Source organism: Bdellovibrio sp. ZAP7 (assembly GCF_006874645.1).
Taxonomy (GTDB): domain Bacteria; phylum Bdellovibrionota; class Bdellovibrionia; order Bdellovibrionales; family Bdellovibrionaceae; genus Bdellovibrio.
Map to the genome: position 1 here is coordinate 3,357,276 of NZ_CP030082.1, position 20,204 is coordinate 3,377,479.

General features: G+C 46.8%; 6 protein-coding genes. All 6 read right to left on the reverse strand.

What is annotated here, in order from left to right; genetic code table 11:
- Window positions 1-2 precede the first annotated feature (2 nt).
- From DOM22_RS16125 to DOM22_RS16150, 6 genes are read right to left on the reverse strand one after another with little or no spacing between them, the layout of a single operon-like run.
- A complete protein-coding gene (locus tag DOM22_RS16125; RefSeq protein WP_142701353.1) occupies window positions 3-1,238 on the reverse strand; it encodes a hypothetical protein in 1,236 nt (411 codons plus the stop codon).
- A 2-nt stretch (window positions 1,239-1,240) separates the two neighbouring features.
- The gene (locus tag DOM22_RS16130; RefSeq protein WP_142701354.1) at window positions 1,241-2,602 is read right to left on the reverse strand and encodes a VWA domain-containing protein; all 1,362 of its coding nucleotides are present in this window, start codon (window positions 2,600-2,602) and stop codon (window positions 1,241-1,243) included.
- Entirely contained in the window at window positions 2,599-3,792 is a 1,194-nt protein-coding gene (locus DOM22_RS16135) for a hypothetical protein (protein WP_246845701.1), read from the reverse strand. Before DOM22_RS16135 ends, DOM22_RS16130 begins: the two co-directional genes overlap by 4 nt.
- Window positions 3,793-9,984, reverse strand: a complete 6,192-nt coding sequence (locus DOM22_RS16140; RefSeq protein ID WP_142701355.1) for a hypothetical protein — start codon at window positions 9,982-9,984, stop codon at window positions 3,793-3,795. It abuts the gene before it with no gap.
- A 23-nt stretch (window positions 9,985-10,007) separates the two neighbouring features.
- Window positions 10,008-15,239, reverse strand: a complete 5,232-nt coding sequence (locus tag DOM22_RS16145; protein ID WP_142701356.1) for an FG-GAP repeat protein — start codon at window positions 15,237-15,239, stop codon at window positions 10,008-10,010.
- A complete protein-coding gene (locus DOM22_RS16150) occupies window positions 15,226-19,929 on the reverse strand; it encodes an FG-GAP-like repeat-containing protein (RefSeq protein WP_142701357.1) in 4,704 nt (1,567 codons plus the stop codon). The genes DOM22_RS16145 and DOM22_RS16150 overlap by 14 nt, the downstream gene beginning before the upstream one ends.
- Window positions 19,930-20,204 lie beyond the last annotated feature (275 nt).

The window sequence follows — 20,204 nt, forward strand, 5'->3', positions numbered from 1 at the left end:
GGTCATTTACATTCAATGACTGAATATCCCGCTCCGTCTTTGTTGTTCGCTGCTAACAGATGACGCTGTCCTGGCAATACCACCCACATCTGCTGATGCGCCAAAGAGTTTCTTAAAAATGGATCCTCAATCTCGTAACTTTGCTTGGTGCCTTCTGCAGTCACGTGTGTTAGGAGAAATCTATCAAAGAAATAGTAGCTTTTATAGCGCTCCGCCACCCAATAACCATTTACTTTTTTGGATTCCTCTAACGAATAGTCACCACGAAATGCTAAAGGCTCCGCTGTCATGATGAAGGGAGCATCCGCCCGATTGTTCGCCAAATCAGAGAGTTTAAAGAGCTTCCATTGTTCGGTGCGATCCAACCAGCCACTGACTTTAACGCCGAATACGTTTTCTTTGCTTACTACGAAATCAGCAAGACCGTCTTTTAGTGGAAATAATGGCAAGGGATCTAACTTGAATTTATCGACCGCCACATTATAGAGACTCAGCGTGCCTGACATTCCAGAAGAAAAGCCCATCAGACCGTCGTCCACGCGTAAGCGTGCATGACGATTTTCGGCGAGTTGATTACACTGCCCCACACCCAAACTGCTATCCGGGTCCACAACCATCAAAGTGTCAGGAGAACGCCCCACACCTTTGGGAACATAGTCCGACAGACGTCGTAATTCATAAAAACCAATTTGGCCCTTGGAGTTTGCAAAGACCACATTATCGCGATTCACTCGGTGAATGCGAACATCCTCTGACCAGTTGCCAGTGCAAAGCCCTAAATTGGATTTTTCCAAAACTTTGTTCTTATTTAAGTTTACGGCAACGATTTGTCCCAGATTGCTGCGAATAAAAGCCCAGTCTTTGTTTGTTTCCGCCAACTGAAACTCTTCTGCACCTGAATTCTTTAACAAACTAGCATGACGGGCATTAAGATCCCAATAAGGCTGTGCATCTTCGGCAAACCCCATTTTTCCAATGAGCCATCCATCTTTATTTTCAGTCAGACCCGCAATCATATACTGACCCTCTGGAGTGATATACAGATGGGTCAATAAACCCATCTTTTGATCTCCCACCTTGATTGGCCCGGAGTATTTAACCTGGCACTGTAAAGGCACGCCTGCACTCTTAGGCAAGTTCTCAAACAAGATTACAAACAGCAGAACCAACGACAAAAATATCGCCGAGAACACCGGAAATTTAATCAACAAAGGAATCTTTTTTACTTTATTCATCACAGTCACTTCTTAACCTTTGAGCACTGAAGCTTCACAACTTCCTTGTTTGAGCCCATAATGATGTCTTTAAAAATACATTTATCATCGACACGAATTTCATAAACACCCTTACCCAGAACCAGCGGGAAATTCGTCACGTGATTTCCCATCATGATGCCCCGGTTACCGAAGACATAGATGCCCTTCACCTGAGGATCCTCGACATAAGCGACACCGGCTTCCTCGATGGTATATTCGTATTCCGCATTCGGCACCACGAGGTAGTTATTCACGACTTTTTCATAAAAAGGATCTCGATAAAATCGGAAGTTCCATTTTCCTGGTGGCAATGACACAACGGTGTCACTATTAAAGCGTTTTACCACCTTACGGTTTTTATTCAGAAGTTCCACCTTCATCAGGCCGTCAATAAAGTTCGCTTTAAACTTGGCTTCACCCTTCACTTTCAAGGTAACCTTTTTATTTGGCGGGACTATAAATTCCTTAAAGCGATATTTTGGTTTCAAATTCACGACCGCATAATACCTGCCCGCAGGAACCTGAATCCCATAGGACGCCTGGAAACGACGATAGATTTCATTGGGAGTTTCAGCACGGAACAACATCACCGTGGCTTGCGGCTCCGGGCTGTCGACAAAAAGATTCTTATTGGGATTCAAGTCTTTATCTAGATCTTCGAACAATTTGTCCAATTGCTCTTCGTCGTCAGCCTGGTGAAGATCGCCGATACACTTTAGCTTTTGCAAAGTTTCCTGTTGTCCTTGCAGCCCAAATGCCACGACAAAGAACTTCAAATCCACATTCTTCTTTTTGAGCTCTTCAGAAAGTTTGCAGGGATCTTTGCCACAGGTTTCCTCCCCATCTGTAAATATCACCACGCGCTTAGGGCCGTCGTACATTTCCAAATCCTTGTAAGCATCTTTCATAGAATCATAAAGAGGTGTCATGCCCACTGGATCCATAGACTTTACCATTCCTTCGATAAGACCTAACTTGGCATTACCAGGTGGAATTGCCAAATAGTTATCCTTACAATCTTTTTTGCGACGTGAGCCAATGACTCGCATGCCACTGGAGGTTTTTTCTGTCCACTGAGATACTAGGTAGCGGGACAATAGTTTCTTCATCACAAAGATCTTGGTTTTCTTTGCCGTTAGAATTTGGCCCATCGATCCCGAGCTGTCGATAATGTATTCCACCAAAGGGGTCGGTACGCCATCCAGCTGGCCCAGATCCGCAGTTCCCTGTTCACTGACGGGAATCTTTGTTGGATCAAAATCAAATTTGTCCAATTCTTCGGCACCAAATGCCGAAGCTACAGAAAATCCCAATAAAAGAGTCAAGCAAATGGCTTTAATCATCATCTCGTCTTCATTAGTTTGCTAACAAAATCATCCAAACGGAGACCTAACATCACTTTAAGATACGACTGACTTTCACTGTAGGATTGCCCCACGGGAATGACGTAAGCTCCGTCGGATGCACTCTTTGTATCACCAGAGAAACTCATTTCTGCCTGGGATAAAGCATAACTCACATCCAGCGAATAACGTTTTAACCACGGAATAAACGGAACATAGAACAAGGCCGTTGCACCCACTTTAATTTCCATCATAGTGCCCGAGGAGGTGGCGCCGCGACTTACGGAACCATCGGTCACGTTATAACTCGGGAAATAGTTCAAATCGCAATAGACACGATTGAATTTCCAACCCATCCCTTTTTCCGTCTTATATAAATTGTCCGAGAAGAGATAATGAAAGTTCACTCCCAATCCCAAGCCGGAAGACTGTGAAGATAAAACATACTCATCTTCGTTCGTCGTAATAAATTTATTCCCGACGGAGATCAGCTTTAAGGTGGGACGTAGCTCTTTCCAAATCGGCAGCATACGATAGTGCAACGACATGCGCGTTTCTTCTGCCGTCGTGGGACGATCTTCCCGGTAATAAGATTTTACCGGAATTCCAGCACTGGAGGATTGATACTCGAACCCGTATCTCCACAGCATGTCGATATACCAAAGAAAATGCATCTCGGTAAATTTGAAGTCATAGACTTTGTATTGGTTCGCCTGATTGGGAGACTGACTTTCAAAATGCCCCTGATAAATTCCCATTTCAAAAATCATATACCCTGGCTCATAGGGATCTGCTTGCTCAACGATGGGAATATCTGGTGGCTGAGGGAAAAGAGGATCATCTGGCGGCGGTTTCAGTTTCGACAAACTGACAACCCAATCGCGAGCTTTAGGAATTTTGGAAATCGAAGGGCCTTCCATCACGACCAGAAGCTCATTGTTTTGAACGGTTTCAGCGCCTCCACGGGCTATCACCTCGACGTCATCGCCCTGAACACGCAGGACGACCACCAAATCACCCACGGCCACGCGATTGCTGCGAGCCAAAAAGACCACGTCGTCCATCACGCGACGCACGGGAACTGCATTCTTTTTGATGAAGTCGATGTTGATCCAGCTACTGGCCAAGGCCGGTTCGCTTAGGCAAAAAGACATCCATGTTGCCATCATTAAGATGATAAAAATCCTTTTCATTTATTTTGCTCTGAAAACCTTTCCTTTGCTTCGGCTGATCAATAAGATCTGCCCTGAATCGTAACTCGCAATACTTGAGATCGGCGCCTGTGCGGCACTGACGTAAACGTGATTGTCGTTAAGATCAATTGTGAAAACTTGGTTGGCGCCTTCCATCGTTCCGATCAACAGACGATCTGCCGCCCTTAAAACCAAACGTCGACCGGCACCAGGGACGTCAAATGCCGAAGCATTCAACTCGTTTACCCCGATATACTGCATACTACCCGTCGTAGGTGTTGAAGAACTGCCATCAGGGAATGTTACGACTCCGCCTGTACCACTTAACAGTGCATAGACGCGGTTGGTGATGGAATCATACACCACATCTGTCGGCTTACAGTCTTCATGCCCTACCACGCCATCAAATACAGGCAACGTTGCGACCAATGAAGGAGTTCCTCCACTGCGGGCTGCCGTCACACTGAAGACATAAATTTTGTGAGCAATAGACGGACTCGTCTGTTGGGTGGTCACATACAGGCGATCAATGGCCCGATTCAACGTCATACCTGTGATCTTTGAAGTTCCAAAACTGTACACCGTCTTAGGATTGTCTGGCGTCAAATAATCGTAATACAAAACATTCTGCGAATCGGAGGCATAGAAAGTATATGCCGAGTCCATCGAAGCCGTGATACGCGAATCTGAATAATAAGGACTTGTATAAAGCTGAGTGGGACAGTCACCGGAACATTTGTTGCTACCGCTCAGTGTGAGTGCGGTTAGATCTCCATTCAGGATATGCAAAGCTTCGGTCGTCAACCCAAAAGGCCCACCGCGTGCTACCTGCGATGTCATCAACATATCATAACCCGTCCCAACAGGGTTGATCGCCACGCGACGAGTGGAAGCACCTGTCAACCATGGCAATGACTCCGTAAAGTTCCATGGGGGGATCGTCACGGTACCATTTGGTTTAGCGACCACTCCATTCACACTCAACAAATCCCACAGAAAGTGCCTTGTAAAAGAACCCGATAGATAACTTCCGTAAATGATCAAATGATCCTGATAGCTCGTACCTTGTGAGATGCCATAAGGGATTTCACCACTCCACGTGACATTCAAAGGGGTCGTGGCTGGCAAACTCTCTGCTCGAGCTGCCGTTAAATCAAAAATCGATTCCCCCAGCAGATAAGTATTTTTAACTTTCACACTCCATGTGCGTGAAACGGTATAGTTACCATCTGTCACGTCCACTCGAACGGAGAATTCTCCTGCAGTTTTAGGTCCACTGCCGTCCACGTCAACTGAACCGTCCGTATCCAGTGGTTTGAAAATGTACGAAGGCCCTTCGTCGTATTTCAGTACATCATTCACATACCAACGATAGAACAAAGAATCATTGGTATTAGGATCCGTCGCATTCACCAAGAAGTTCAATGAAGCTTTTTCGGAAATCAAAACTGAATCTGAGGATGGAATGACAGAATTAATAACTGGCGGCTCCTCAAGAGGAGAGATCGCACTTTGAACCTTCAAATAAAAGTGCGCGGCATCCGTTTCCCCCGTAACAGAGTCACGAACCTGAACACGGACCAGGCTGCCCGCGCCGTTAGTCGACGTCAAATCTGTCGTATAGTTTGGAACCCAAGAAATAACTCCCGTTGTTGGATCAATACACATGCCATTTATTTCGCCACAGGCGCGAGGAGAATTTAAAAGTGAATACTCCAGTGGATTTTTCTGCGAGTTGTTCACCAGTACTTCATATCTAAATGGATATGACCCCATACTTGCTGCAGTCTGGGGCATGAAATGAACTGGAATATTGCTGACATCGACACGAGGACTGATCAAGAATACCGGCGCAACAACTGTGATTTGCAATGGGGCCGAACTGATCGCCCGACTCAAAATAGTTCCGTCACGATCTACATCCCCGTTGTCACTCACATTCAGCTCGGCAGAATAAATACCTATGTGACCACGTTGCGGACACCATTCCATTTGATATTTCTGACGAAGGACACCCGATACCAGCTCCGGTGCACCCACGGGACTGAATTTAGGAACCGCAAGATCGGTATTCAGAACACTACTGCTGTAACATGGACTCACTGTGCGATTTTTATCGTAGGAGCTATCAAATGCTACTAATTCAGAAGCAAATGTTGTCGTCGTAGCATGACAGATATAAGGATCAGAAGAACCCGAATCCAAAACTGCATTTTGCAATGGATTGCCATTACTATCACGGCAAATGGATAGCAACGTCGAGAATGTCCCTCCCTGAGGAATATAGGCGTCATTATCGTAAAGATAGAATTCCTTTTTCACATAAGTATCGGCAAAAACTCGAACCTGGTTGTCCGTCGCCATTTGGCCGATGGAAGGAATCTGATTTTTATTGATCACACGAATTTTGTAATAGCCATAAATCGTTTGCGTCAAATCGGGTGAGGACTTGGCGTCATAGATCTTCATCTTGACGACAAATCCCGCCGAACCAGAAAACTTTTTAGATTCCTGATCCGTAGGCGTCCAAGAAATTCTCGCCGTCGTCTTGCTGCCTGCCGTTGCTGTCAGGTCTACGACCTTATCCACGCTCACACTCAGCCCCGGAGGTCGCGTCACCCAGGTATTGGTTTTCAAATCATAAACCTGAGGATCCAATTCAAAATTGGTCGTCTTAAGTTCAATCCCTTTATTGGTATCTTTCGTATAAAGATTGTAGTAGCCCGCAACGCCTTCTTCGTAATCTCCCAGATAGACTGGATTCGAAGTGGATGCCCCCAAGCCGGCACTCAAGGTCGTAAAAGAGCTGTCTGTCAAAATAGACGGATGATTAATCTCATTTACCACAAGAGTAATATTAGTCGTCCACGAGGTGGCCGACGTCCACGTATCAGGGTTTCCTTTATTCATGATTTCATTGACTGTCAGTTTGAATGAAAATGTGCCTGACAAATCGGCCGTTACCGGGTGATAGCGCAAATAACATTTATTGGTGTTAAAATACTTACGCCCCGAAGATGGATGTGTCGATAGCAGATTCGAAGCGGAAGTCGGCACACACTTATTAGCGCAAGTGGTTCCCGCATTTCCCGCATCACGGCAAAGATCCCAAGTCCCCGTCGGTGCCGCTCCCGAGGCGGTGATGCTATAGGAATAAGTGTCGCGGCGATCATAGGGATACCAATAGTTGGTAATTCCATAAAGTGGACTCGGAACCTCAGAATAGTTATCTGAAACCTCGATTGCTCCGTTGGTCAACTCGACACCCTCGTAGGCTTGTATGACTGGATCAGTGATCAATTTAGACGGCACATTCAAATGAGTGTAGTTATAGGTCATGGTCCTATAGGCAGGATAACCAATATTATTGGTTCGACGAACCCAAACCCCCGTAACGGATGCGGTACCGGCATTCATAGTCACCACACTCATTGTCTCGTATAGGGTGCGATTGGCCGTCATGATTTTCGTGCCCACCGGTAAAGTAAAGGAGGTCGTTGTACTGGTGCGGGTAAAATTCACCAAGCCCTCCATATCAAAGGACGTAGGATTCGTAACTTTCAAGGTCGCGGCGGCGGCGGGCAAAGTGTCATAGAAGACATTGATCGTATTTGCTGCTGGCTTTTCACCATCCAATGCACGCACTGTAAACTTACGCGCCGTTGGCGTCACAAAATTCGGTTCAACAAATATGGATGTCAGATCATAGTTTGTAAGCTTGGAAACCGATTTTGCCGTGAAAGAAAATCCTGCCGGTTCACTGGGAGCCGGAGACACATAAGAAATGGCTAAAGCCGTGCCCGCTGGGAGCTCCGTATAAATTCGCCAAACTGGGACCGTCACAGACAGAGTTCCAATAGGCATCACAACGGCAGCGGGCACTTCAAACTTAACACTGTTCACAAATGTCGATCCCGAAGACTCCGCGGTCTTCACGATCGTACCGGCCGGGATGGTTAATGCCACCGTCGCCGTTGCGCGAGAGAATGTCACTGTCCCTTTCAGGTCTATGGCGGCGGAATTCGTAACGCTCAGGCCGGCAATAGGACTTTCGAATACCGTAATTTTCCCAGCAGGAACATCTGTGGTATCGGGCACGACCGGAACATAAAGCAACCAATCTTGGGGTTGCACAACAACGTCGTAATATGTTTTGAATTTCTGAATATATCCTGCGGTCGTCGAGGTTAGGACAGTTCCTTTTTTTATTGTCGTTGCAGCCGTCGGTCTGCCCGTCAATGCGCTGGAACGTTCGAATGTAACATAGCCAGCCCCTCCCCACCATTCGGTATCCCAACGACCACGAACACACAAAGTTCCTGAATTTTTACGATAGGTGGGCTCTGTCTGAGTGACATTTTGCTTTAACAACAGAGGCTGTGATGTTCCGCAATCGGCAAGAAGCTTTAAAAAGTCATAACTGGAGTTTGCGGCAAAACCAAAAGCTTCGACCCACAAAGATCCACCATCTTTGTCTGAACTTGTGAAATTTGTATTCGATCCTGCGGATACATAAGTCAAAGCAGCAGAGACGTCAGAGCCACCCAAACAAGGCTTGGTATTACGATCTTGAGATGTAAAATTCAAAGTGATCGCTGAAGCCACTCCCCCATGATTGTCTTTTGCGACAATGATGAAAGTGCCAGTTTTCACGGAGTGGGTTGGCTTCCAATCATAGATATAACGAAGACCGCCAGCAATGGGTGTCTCGGAAACCTTAGTCATATAGGACGCCAAAGTCCCCGAGGTCGCAATGGAGACAACATCTTCAGGGTTGGGCGTCGGTGTCACCAAATTATCTGGATCGACGATATCAAAATAGAAACGATACGGAGGCACACCGTCTGGAACTTCAAGAGCACAATAGTCGTACTCGTAGGGATCATTATAAACGACTTTTGCACCAGCCGTACCATCCACCAAATAGGGAGCTCGATTACTATCACCCACATTGAGGTTCAAAGTTGCAATTGTAATTCCTGAAGACTCATCCGTAAATGCCAAGGCCACCGTTGCTGATTTTTTTAAAGCATCTCTGTTTGTCGGCGTCCAACGCAACTCAATTTCATTAGCACCATCGATCTGGGCGGGGGCCGCAACTCCGTTAATAGTAATGGTGCTTGAATCAACTATGGGTTCTAAAGAGACTGAGACTTTCTCTTTATCTGGGTCCTGGTATCCTATTTTACAAACCCATTCCTTATTCTCGGCGGCATCTAAGGAGCAGGTATGGGAATACTCAGGACGACGATTCACATTAGTTACGAAAACATTCCAATTGATGCGTGTGACTTTACCACCGTCGGAAAAAATCACCGACATTTGATAGGGATCCACTCGCCCCTGCTCAAAATCAGGGATCCATTTTACGACACCGTCTTCACTGGCAACCGGTTTATTTTCAAAAGTCCAGGCATAGAATACTTCATCACCATCGGGATCGCGAGCGGCCGCTCTCATGAGCAACGTCGCCATTTCATTCACGCTTTGATCAACCAGTTTAGTCGTGGCCTTGTCGTCGACAAGAGGAGGACGATTGTCGATATTGAACGGAAACGGTTCGAAGGCAATATCACCATTGCTGTCAAAGTCGAACTTGATATTAAAATTTTTTAGAAATGTTAAGAACTGGGGATCACTCGACAAACCATTGCGCACAAAACGATATAAAAGGTCAGGACTAAAATCTGCGGCAATGCCGAACAAAGCCATGCGCTCTTTACGAAAGGCAATGACAGCATCAGTAATTTGCTTCACTTCTTCGTATCTATAGGAACTCAACGCGCGATCTGGATACGAGGACAAAAGTGAAAACACCAATGTCGAATCCATATCCACTTTATTTACCACATCTGGGAAAACAATCGCGTACCAAGGTGTGGAACGATACTCCATGACCACTTTAGCCACGGCGGATGACGTTAGGGTCAGATTTTTTGGCAAGATCTGACGAACCAATTCAGGCTTTATATCCGTCGTCATATCCATCAAATTGCGGGTCTTTTTCTCCGCTGGTAGATACTCTGCCAAATACAACGAATAGTGGTTTTCACCGACAACATTCACCGTACTCATATCCAGCTGAACCAATCCACCAGGTGGAATGATAATAGCGGATGACGAGCTTGTCTCTTCAAGACAGCCCCCCAGCGAAAGCACGGCAAGGAATATCAGCAAGTAACGTCCTATCACAAGACCCTTCCCCTTAAAAACTTTTAGAACAATAAGAAATACGTTCCGATGCGAACCCCCTGAACACTGCCCGCACCATTATAAAACTCTGTCGGCACCATCAAATCCATTGTGCCATCCCCGTTCACATCCCCTGTGGACGTATTAGAATAGAAATAACGTGGAGCTTGCGTGCTTGTATCTGCACGTTGAACGATATAAGGCTTCAAGTGCCCCGAGCTGTCGGCTACAACTGATGTATCCGGATAGTCCATCGTATGCAGACCTGTGGCTGATCCAAAGAACACTACACCGCGACCGAAGTTCGAGATTGAATTGACTTGATCGTCCCAGAAAGGAGCACCCAATACGACATCGTCGTAGCCGTCACCATTGAAGTCGCCTTTCTTTTTTCTGCCTGACATAATTTCATAGCCACTGAGATCACCCGAATTGGAGTCCCAGATATAGAAAGGCATGGGAGCTGGTTTCATATTCCCGGATGCTTGCGCACACTCTGCCATCGGCACGACACCACTAGCAACGATCACGTTGTCCGAAAATTTATATTGGGTGTTTAAATTTGAACCTAATGTTGTCCACATATCCGTTGCATTGTCGTTACCGCAAAGGGGACCATAAAAAATATAGCCCATGCCAGCAGAATCCAACCCACTCTTAGGAGATTCCGCCGAAGAAACGATCAGATCTTCATAACCATCATTGTTGACATCACCAGCGGAAGCCACCATCCATCCGAATTTGCGGTTCGTGCGATTGGATCCCAAATCGCCATTAATAATGGGCGGCATCAGTGAACGCACTTTACCAGCTCCATTTAAATTCAGACTGGTCACATTCAAACTTTGGAACAGATCATCACTTTGGCAAGCCCCACTCGTTGCCGTGCTGTTGTAATAAGATCTTTGATCTGCTGCCAGGATACCGCTCGCACTGCCCCGGAATAAGAAAATGCGACCAAATGTATTGCGCGGATCGGAGTCATAATAACAAGAAGCCTCTTCCCAATCTGGAGCCGACACCACAAGGTCGTCTATACCGTCATGGTCAAAGTCCATCACCGCAACACTTTTACCAAAGTGATGTAACAATCGGTCATATCCATGCGGCACGTTATCAATGAATGGATCATACAAAAACTGCATTTTACAGTTTTTCGTGGTCGTACCCGTGCAGGCTTTATTAGTGCCGGACTCCGAACCATAAGCATCCACCATGTAAGAGGTATTTGCCGACGCAAGATTATTGCCGACAGCAGGCTCCAGATCAGAAGCAGAATAGCCCTTCACTTTTGGGGTTTGCACACCGTTCGTCGATCCATAATAGATCCACATGCGACCACTTTCATAGGTCGGAGTACCACCCGTACATCCCGAGTCTGTCGCATCTGAACATTGCCAACCAGTTCCTGAAGTCCATCCCCCACTGGCATTACCGTCTGGAGGTTGAACACCAATATTATATCCGCCAGATTTATTCTGAATAAAGAAACCGTTCGCGTAAGGACTGCTGATCACCAAATCCGACAATCCGTCTCCGTTGAAATCACCGTGATAGATTAACTCACGACGGCTGACAGCCCCGTTCGTACCGCTCGCTGTGTTGGTTGGACTTTCTTGGAAAGCCCAGCGCTTCGTTACAATCTGAGGATCGCCGTACGCAGGCACCCACTGAGGATTGTTAACCGCTTGCAAGCCTGAACGCGAGCCATAATATACAACAACCTGACCGCCGCTTTGGATGGTTGCATCCACGAAAACAACGTCCGCGAATCCGTCACCATTTACATCGCCCGCATCAAAGGCACGATGAGCCCAAGTACTGCTCAAATTCGTAGGCTGAGAAATCAGCTGTGGCAAGGCGATATCGTCCATGGTGATCCCTTGTGCCGGCGTCGTCGCTGGATAACAAGAATCATCGTTCGTGCTGGAGTCTTTAAAAATCTTCGTCTTATTTGCCAAGCAATAGTCAGTTGTAACCAAACCAATCTTTGAGCCAAAGAAAATCACCGCTTCTGTCGTATAAGCCGTCGTATTTTTCGATGGACGAGTGATCTTGGCAACCGCATCGGCATAACCATCACGATTAATGTCGCCAACGATACGAATACTGTCATACCCAAATAGCTGCGGACTCCCCAAAGTATCGTAAATCGCAAATGAGGGTACGGAGTTTACTGATGGCAATGCTTGGCCACTACTGTTGAAGCCGTAAATACCTCCACCACCATTTTTGGATGTTTTGTCTAAGTAAGTTCCAGCCGCGACGTCATTCAACGGACGAACGCCGGTGAAATCGCCATCAAAGTTCCCCACAGCAACTGAGCGGCCCATATAATCAAAAGCCTGCGCTCCGGAATTATAGAATTTCAAAAAGTTCGTCGTAAGACCTGCTCCCGCCAAACTTGTAAAAGCGTATACCGCACCAGAGTTCGCACCTTTGGTATTATCGCCGACGGCACCCACGATAATGTCCTTCAGACCGTCACCCGTCACATCGCCGACGGCAATACCCTCTGGATGCATTCCCAGATTATAGTAGGCTCCAATTGAATTACTGCGAATCAACGTCGGTGCACACTGCTCACGAACCACAGCATTGTCCGTTGTGAACGCCGCACACTGAGCAAGTCCATCATTCCAATCCAAATCTTTATTGGTAGGAGACACCGGATCGATTTGATAGAAGTCATTGTATTCATAGCGTCTGTAGGGATTTCCGTAGTACACCCACAAAGCGCCCGTGTTTGTATTGGCGTAATTCGAGAAATAACCTGTTCCTACGACAGCTTCAGCATACCCGTCCCCATTTGTATCGGAAGGACTGGTGATCACTGCATTATTGCTATCATAGTGTGATGGATCTCCGACCAACGCAACGGAAGTACCGAAGCCCAAGTTCTTCAATTTATTCCCACCACTTGTTTTATATCCACTGCGCGGAAATAAAATTCTGACACTGGCTGAATTCACCAGGCAAGAATAGTGTTCGCCAGGGTTACTCATCTTTCGGCCACTGCAGCCCCAGAAAGCATTGCGCGATGGGCTTTCCTGAACGCCGGGCGCCGGTGGTGTATCTGCCCCACGACCGAAATACAAGAAAGCGGCCCCAACTCCATCACCCACATTGGCCGTGGTAGCTGCATTTGTTGGTAAGCCATAATAATGGGCTGATCCATCCGCGTTGCTCGTAAATCCTCCCCAACCACCGTTGGTGAAACCAAAAGAAGCACATTCGCCACTACCGGGATTGCAGGCCCCAATAAGTTTTAGTTTTGATAAACTGGTAATTTGCGGATAACGATCGCCAGGAGCTCCGACAATCATGTCAGAGCCACCCACCAATTTATCCAAGGTATTGCGAATGCGGTACTTACCGTCGACATCAGCACCACCCGCAACAGAGTATCCGAACAACTGACCTTCATGCGGAGTTGGCGAGAAAATCTTTAAGAAACGGAATTTTACGGATGAATCTGAGGTTGGAGTCTCGTATCCCAAGCCACTCTTAGATCCAAAGAACATAGCAACGTAACCCGTTTTTATAACCATCTTTGCTGTACCGGATGCATTCGAATCAGCAACACCATCCCAAGGCGCCGTTGGTGCCCCCACCGCAATGTCATCGTATCCGTCAGCATTAAAGTCTCCGACAAAAGAAACTGAAAAACCAAACTGTGGATCATCGGCATTCATCATAGAACTTGGATTTATGTAGGCACTTGGCAAGATTGCCATGTTCGGCCATAGCATCACTGCGGAGCACGTCGCATTTTCGACCAAGCCATTACAAGTTTCGACGTTTTGCTGCATATCTTTGATACGTGAAGGAGCCGTCAAACCTTTGGAGCTTCCGAAAAAGACAAAAGCAGCCCCGTCGTAAGTTTTATCCCCTGATGATGTTTTCGGAGTATTATAACCAGGGGCACCCACCAACAAATCTTGGCAGGCATTCCCAAGCAATGTATCACCATTTAAATTTCCGCTGCCGGAAAGGGACTTACCAAAGCGCGAATAATCGGTCAGATCTTCGAAGGTCAATAGTTGTGGATCAGAACCTGGATTCGCCGGATTGCGACTTGGAGCACCCGTGGTATTCAATTTGTAAACACCCGTCGCAGGGTTTCTTACAGAATAATAAATATAAACTGCGCCCGCTTTTGGCGTTGTCACACCAGCAGAAGTCACCGACACACTTGGCAATCCGATCGCCAGATCAGGATAACCATCGCAGTTGAAATCGCCTGTCGTCATGGCTTCACCCATAAAGGCCACACCCGAATCCACTGCTTTGATAGGAGGGATCGCATTCAATCCCAAAATGCCTTTAATATATGTACTGAGCTTATCGAAAATCAGAGTTTCAGTTTTGCCAGCGGCAGTATAGCTGACTTGCAAAGAGAGGTTTTCAACTTTGCCATTCGTCACACCTGAACCCGGAGAAAAGACAATCGTCCCAACGCCCGTTAAGGGATCTGAAATCGGTAATGAACCCAAATACATACGGGACACATAGTTTTCATTTTTATAAGTCGAGTTAACCACCGGTGACACTTTGACGAAGGGAAGTGAACCGATAGAAATCGGACTGAGTTCATACGTGGGCGTCGGGAATGAGGAATTTGTGCTGATATTTACGGATTTGGTTGGACGCTCGTATGTTTCATCCAAGTACTTCACCTGTACGACAAAGTGATAGCGCGTGGAACCTTCCATACCCCGGAATGTGTATTTAGTATCGTAAGCCGTGTAATCGACCGCAGTCCAATTGCTCGTATTGCTCGCCGTTGGATCTTCATATTTTTTCAGATAGATCTGATAAGATGCAACCTTGGGAGCATAAGTCCAAGACAAAACCAAATTCCCGTCAGAGTCTTTGATGACTTTATCAACGCCACCGAATGGTTTGAGCGTGGTCACCGCAATTTCTTTATTTCCACCAATACTCAAAGTCCCATCGGTTGCAACGACTTTGAAAGTGTAAGCTGTATTAGGGTTCAAATTGCGAATGATCGCCTCGGACCGAGGAGTTTCCGCAACGGCGGTACTGGAGGTGTTATTATAAACTTGATAATTTTTATAACGATCGTGCAAATTCCAATAGACACGCACAGCTGTCGGAGACAACGGTTCAACGCCTGCGATACCGGAGAAGTCTTTTAAAACACTGCCCGTTTCAACTTTTTCTGTGCAGGACAGTGTCGTGAATAAAACAGATCCCAACAGGGCCCATTTGATCAACTTAGTAAAGGACATACACGACTCCCGTTGCAAATGCTTTTCCAGAGGGATGACTGCGGCCCGGAGCCCCTAACAAAACATCAGGAATTCCATCACCGTTGATATCACCTGCCGGTGAACTCGAAATATATGTAAACTCAGAGGCCTCACGATTTGGCAGATACAAAAGCGTCGGCTCGCAGACTGGTGTCGTTCCACCGTAACAACGAGGTGTTGTCGTCGGAGCTGAATCAATTTTCAGACCATATTCGCCGCCATAGAAAACAACGAAAGCTCCCGTGTTCGCTAAGACAGTATCCAGATCATAGTTTCGGCCCGGAACATTGACGATGATGTCAGCATAACCGTCGGCATTGATATCGCCGACGGCCGCAATCCCCGCCCCAAAATGATCTGTTGTAGAACCTTGGAATAATGTCGGAGAAGAACGTTGTGGTTTTAGATCCATATTTCCGACATTCACAGTGTTGATCGGCAAAGCACCCGTGCCGAAATAAGTTGTCGAGTTGATATCCGTCGCACCCTTGAAGGCCATGACCGTACCTACCGCACCACCAAAGAAAGTGTAAACTGTTGCATTCACCGAGGCCGTCGGAGTGCGAGGTGCCGAGACAACCAGATCGCTCACGCCATCTTTATTAATGTCACCCGGAGCGATCACACTGTAACCAAAGCCTTCACCGGTTGTAGAACCTTGAAGTTTTTGAACAGGAGTATAAGCCAATCCTCGGTTTGTGCCTTTGTACAAGTACGCGCGGCCCGTATAGGTCGAATACCCCGGATCGCCGACCACAAGCTCGTCATAAATTTCTCCAGACTGCGTTTCCAAAGATTTGATGGCGGCCGTGCTCCAACCAAAGCGAACCCCACCCACACCTTCGTTCGATAACAACATCTGAACTTTACAAACAGCGGGGACCGTTACGGTGCATGGATTTTCAATCACGATGTCTGCCGCATTGCCGTTGGAATCGCTTAACAGAGTTTTACCATTCGTACGATTTGTTTGCGGACCATCTTTTGAGCCATAAAAAACAAAGACACGACCGTAGTTCGCAGTCGTATAGAGCAATGAACCCACACGAACATCCGTCGATGGAAGATCTGCAGAGTCAGTGGCTACCGTAAAATCACCATAACCGTCGCCATTAAAGTCACCATATGTCACCGCCCGATTTCTAGGATTGAAATCAGAGAATCCCAATTCACTAGGCACAATATTAGCCGCGGTACGTTTCGTCCCCCCCGAATAGTGAAAATAGACAGCACTGGAATCCGCCAGGGCAAAGCTCATTGGATTCTGTCCTACAGGGGAAACTGAAGGCGTCGAGCTTGCAACCAAACCACTCGATGAACCATAGTAAATGTATGAAGATCTGTTACCGATCACCATCAAGTCATCGTAGCCATCACCATTCACACTGCCTATACGATAGAACTCCCCACCCAAGCCTGAATCTAAATCCACAACTAATTTCAACGGGGCCAAATCCGTCGCCGGATTTCTCGACGGCTCAGGGGTTAGAACCAATCCCGCGGCGCTGCCGTAATAAATCACAACTTCAACCGTATTGCCGACAGAGATTTGGGTAACGACATCCTGATATCCATCACCATTAAAGTCCCCAGCCACCTTCGCACGCTCATAGTGATAGTTTAGCTCTTTACTGAAGTTCACATTGATCGTTTGATCAGCCTTCGTCACAGAAGATGCGAAGTTACCGGTGGAATTAAAAATAAATGCGCCGCCATTATAATAGACGGGCGAAGACATAAATGGAGCGCCCACGATTAAATCACCTGAGCCATCACCATTAAAATCAGCTCCGGCAGCCCCACCCAAACCGAAGTTTGAGTTTGCGGTGAGGTCCCGCGGATAAATAACAGAGGCACCAAATGGATTCACGCCACCGCTGTACCAAGTACAGTTGGTCGAACAAACCGTGTTGTCATTATCTGACAAGCGAGGTGTATCTATACGGGTAGTGCCTTCATAACCCAGAGTGGAAACATCCGGCTTATATAAATATATTACACCACTGCCAGCGATTGTTGAACTGCCCGTCGAAGCTGTCGTGGAACGATATGGAGCTGAAATCGCTAGCGATGGCATCGCGCGTGAAATGGTCTCGATATCGGCAACAGTCCCCATCGAATAGCCGAATTGAACATAGGACTCAGGAGGATTCGTATGCAACACCTGATTTTCACAATGCTTCAAAGCTCCCGTGGTTACATTCGTATTGCGGGAATCGCAAGCCACACGATTGATAGCAGTAATACTTTGTTGAGGATCCAAAATCCCCACGATGCCGCCCGTAGCATAGTCATTCGATCGCGGTGTCACGTAGTATCCGAACACCACCCCGGCATTGGTCATGCCGCTTACGGTGGAGGTAGGAGCGCCGACAAAGACAGCCCCATTTAAATTCGGAACATTGTTGGTCGCACCAATAATGTTAGTCAGAGGATAACCATTCTGATTCGGAACACCGAGAATGCTGGAACCATAGCCTTGCACAGTGATATAGTTAGCTTCTGAATTTGCACTCAGATCTGGATAAGATTCCTGACACGTCCATGACAAGATCTTTTGTAGATCCGCAGCGCCACTCGCAATCGTAGGCATCACACCTTTACAAGCAAGGATCGATCCTCGCCCGGAAGAACGACCTGGTACACCGATCACCAAGTCATCACACTTGGTGAAGTCATAGCCTTTATTTTTAGGAGCTGGAGACGTTTCTCCCGCATAATTCGTTTGTCTGAATTTATAGGTAGCATTGTTTTCACAGACACGGGAATTATAAGCCGTCCCCAAAGCTTTGGCGAAGTCTTCGGTGAAACTTTTCCCGGCGAAGGTTCCATCCGCTGCGATCAAAGAAGTTAGACCAATACTTTCCGCATCAATGACGGGGAAGGACTTTGTCGATGTAACCGGAAAAAGTCCCATGCGATCGCCACGGAGAACCGTTACCTGGCGTTTATAATTTGGAGTAACGTAAGTCGTCACGCCAATCGCCAAATCATCAAAGCCATCATTATTAAAATCACCGAATGAAATAGACGTAGTCGCAACTGTCGTGTCGTCATAGATTTTTACTGGACGGCATTTAAATGAGGTCGGATCACAAGTCGTTTCATTCACTCCGTACGAAATACCACCCGAACCCGTCACCAAACCTCGAGTCGGATCACCGAAGGCGACAAATACTTGACCCTGGCTGGTCATCATTGCCAAGTCATCACAGCGATAGATCTTTTTAACCTTAGAAATATCTGAAACACCCGAGGCCGGAGTAAATAAATTGTCACAAAGGCCCACCTTGTTTGCCTTCGAGTCACTTAAATCGGTGTAGCGACTGAAACAGTCACCATTGATATTTCCAACTGCAAGGGCCTGCCCCAAGCGTGTTCCAGTTGGCAATCCCGGATAATAAACAAGTTGCGGATCAGGATAAGCGGCATCTGCACTTGGCGCTGGTGTTGTCTTGAGTGTCGGGCCAGGATCGATCAGATTTCCCTGAGCATCATAGTACGGGGGAGCATCGTATCCATAATATATGACAACGGCACCGGTGGAGTCCTCGTGCTTGTCCCCGACGTATGCCGTTGCCCGGGGTGCACTTACGGCGACATCCATCAAGCCGTCACAGTTAAAATCGCCAACAGCCACTTGAGATCCCAGCTCCTGCATGCCAAGACCACCATTCACCAGGCGTGGATACAGCGGAACAGGTGCCGACACTCCCTCAAGTGAGCGAATCAAAGGCTTTTTAATTTTTCCAGCACCTTCAATTAAAACGCTGACAATCGTACTAGCTCCAGTGGTGGAAGTTACTTTCGCATACATGTCTTTTTGCCCGGGAGAGATCGGCACGATCGAACGAAAATAGTCATTTCCGTTAACGATCGCCCAGCGAATATCTGTCGCCCGTTCAAAAATTTCTGTTGTATAAGTCGAATCACCACCCTCGGTCCAAAACCAAGGAAAATTTCCAACGACTGCCATTTGCATTTTAACTGTTGGTAGATTTGCTAATTGAGATTGCACCAAAACACAGGGGGCTTTCGAATTGATATAGGTCTCTGACATATTGGCAGGCTCGAAAGTGCCGTCTTGATAGTAAGCCATCACCCAAAAACAATACTTGGTTCCGCTTGGCAAATTAGTCACGGATCCCACACTTTTATTGATGATCGTTGCTGCTGGATTTGTTAAATCCCAGACTTCGCTCTCTTTTTTGGTATATATTTTATAGGTGACTCCTTCGCCATTTTTGACCCAGCTGACCTCCACCGACCCATTGGTTTGTGCCGTCAAACCTGAAGCTGGAACGCCACCGAAAGAGCTCATTGTTTTCACTGAAAGGGACTTATCGTACCCAATTTCAGTTCCATCCGTAGCACTCACTCCGGTAACGGAGAAATCATAGAACGTATCCATAGCCAAAGGAGAAATTGTCGTCGTCGCAAATGTTTCAACTTTATCCGGGGCATTAAATCCTTTGCGATAGACACGATATTCCCTGAAACGTGCTTGGAGAGACCATGACAGCTTCACGGACGTTGGCGAGATCGCGACAGCTTCCTGCACACCTTCAAACTTTGAAGGAATGGATGTCCCCTGTAATCCAGCGTTGTTGCAAGAAGACAAGATGAAGCCAAATATGATTAGCGACGAACAAGAAAGGAGGTGTCTCATGACATTCAGTTTATAATTGCGAGAAAATTATTGGAAATCTTGAGACTTGAGAGCCCTCTATTGGTACAGGTGGCTTGATTCGAACATAAATTCGGCCGAAAACAGCGCGAGCTTGATTGTATTGAATATCAGCCGCGATTTTGCACGTTGCACGTGCAAAAAATAATGCATTCGCCAAACTCCACCGAACAATACCGAACACTTTCAAATGTCGCCGTACCTCGATGGGGTCGTAACGTGATCGCAATGAAGTGAAATCACCGCCACAAAATGAA

Excerpts from the sequence above, each read along its gene's own strand:
- DOM22_RS16130 (WP_142701354.1), bottom strand. The coding sequence starts at position 2,602 with ATGATGATTAAAGCCATTTGCTTGACTCTTTTATTGGGATTTTCTGTA.
- DOM22_RS16135 (WP_246845701.1), bottom strand. The coding sequence starts at position 3,792 with ATGAAAAGGATTTTTATCATCTTAATGATGGCAACATGGATGTCTTTT.
- DOM22_RS16145 (WP_142701356.1), bottom strand. The coding sequence starts at position 15,239 with ATGTCCTTTACTAAGTTGATCAAATGGGCCCTGTTGGGATCTGTTTTA.
- DOM22_RS16150 (WP_142701357.1), bottom strand. The coding sequence starts at position 19,929 with ATGAGACACCTCCTTTCTTGTTCGTCGCTAATCATATTTGGCTTCATC.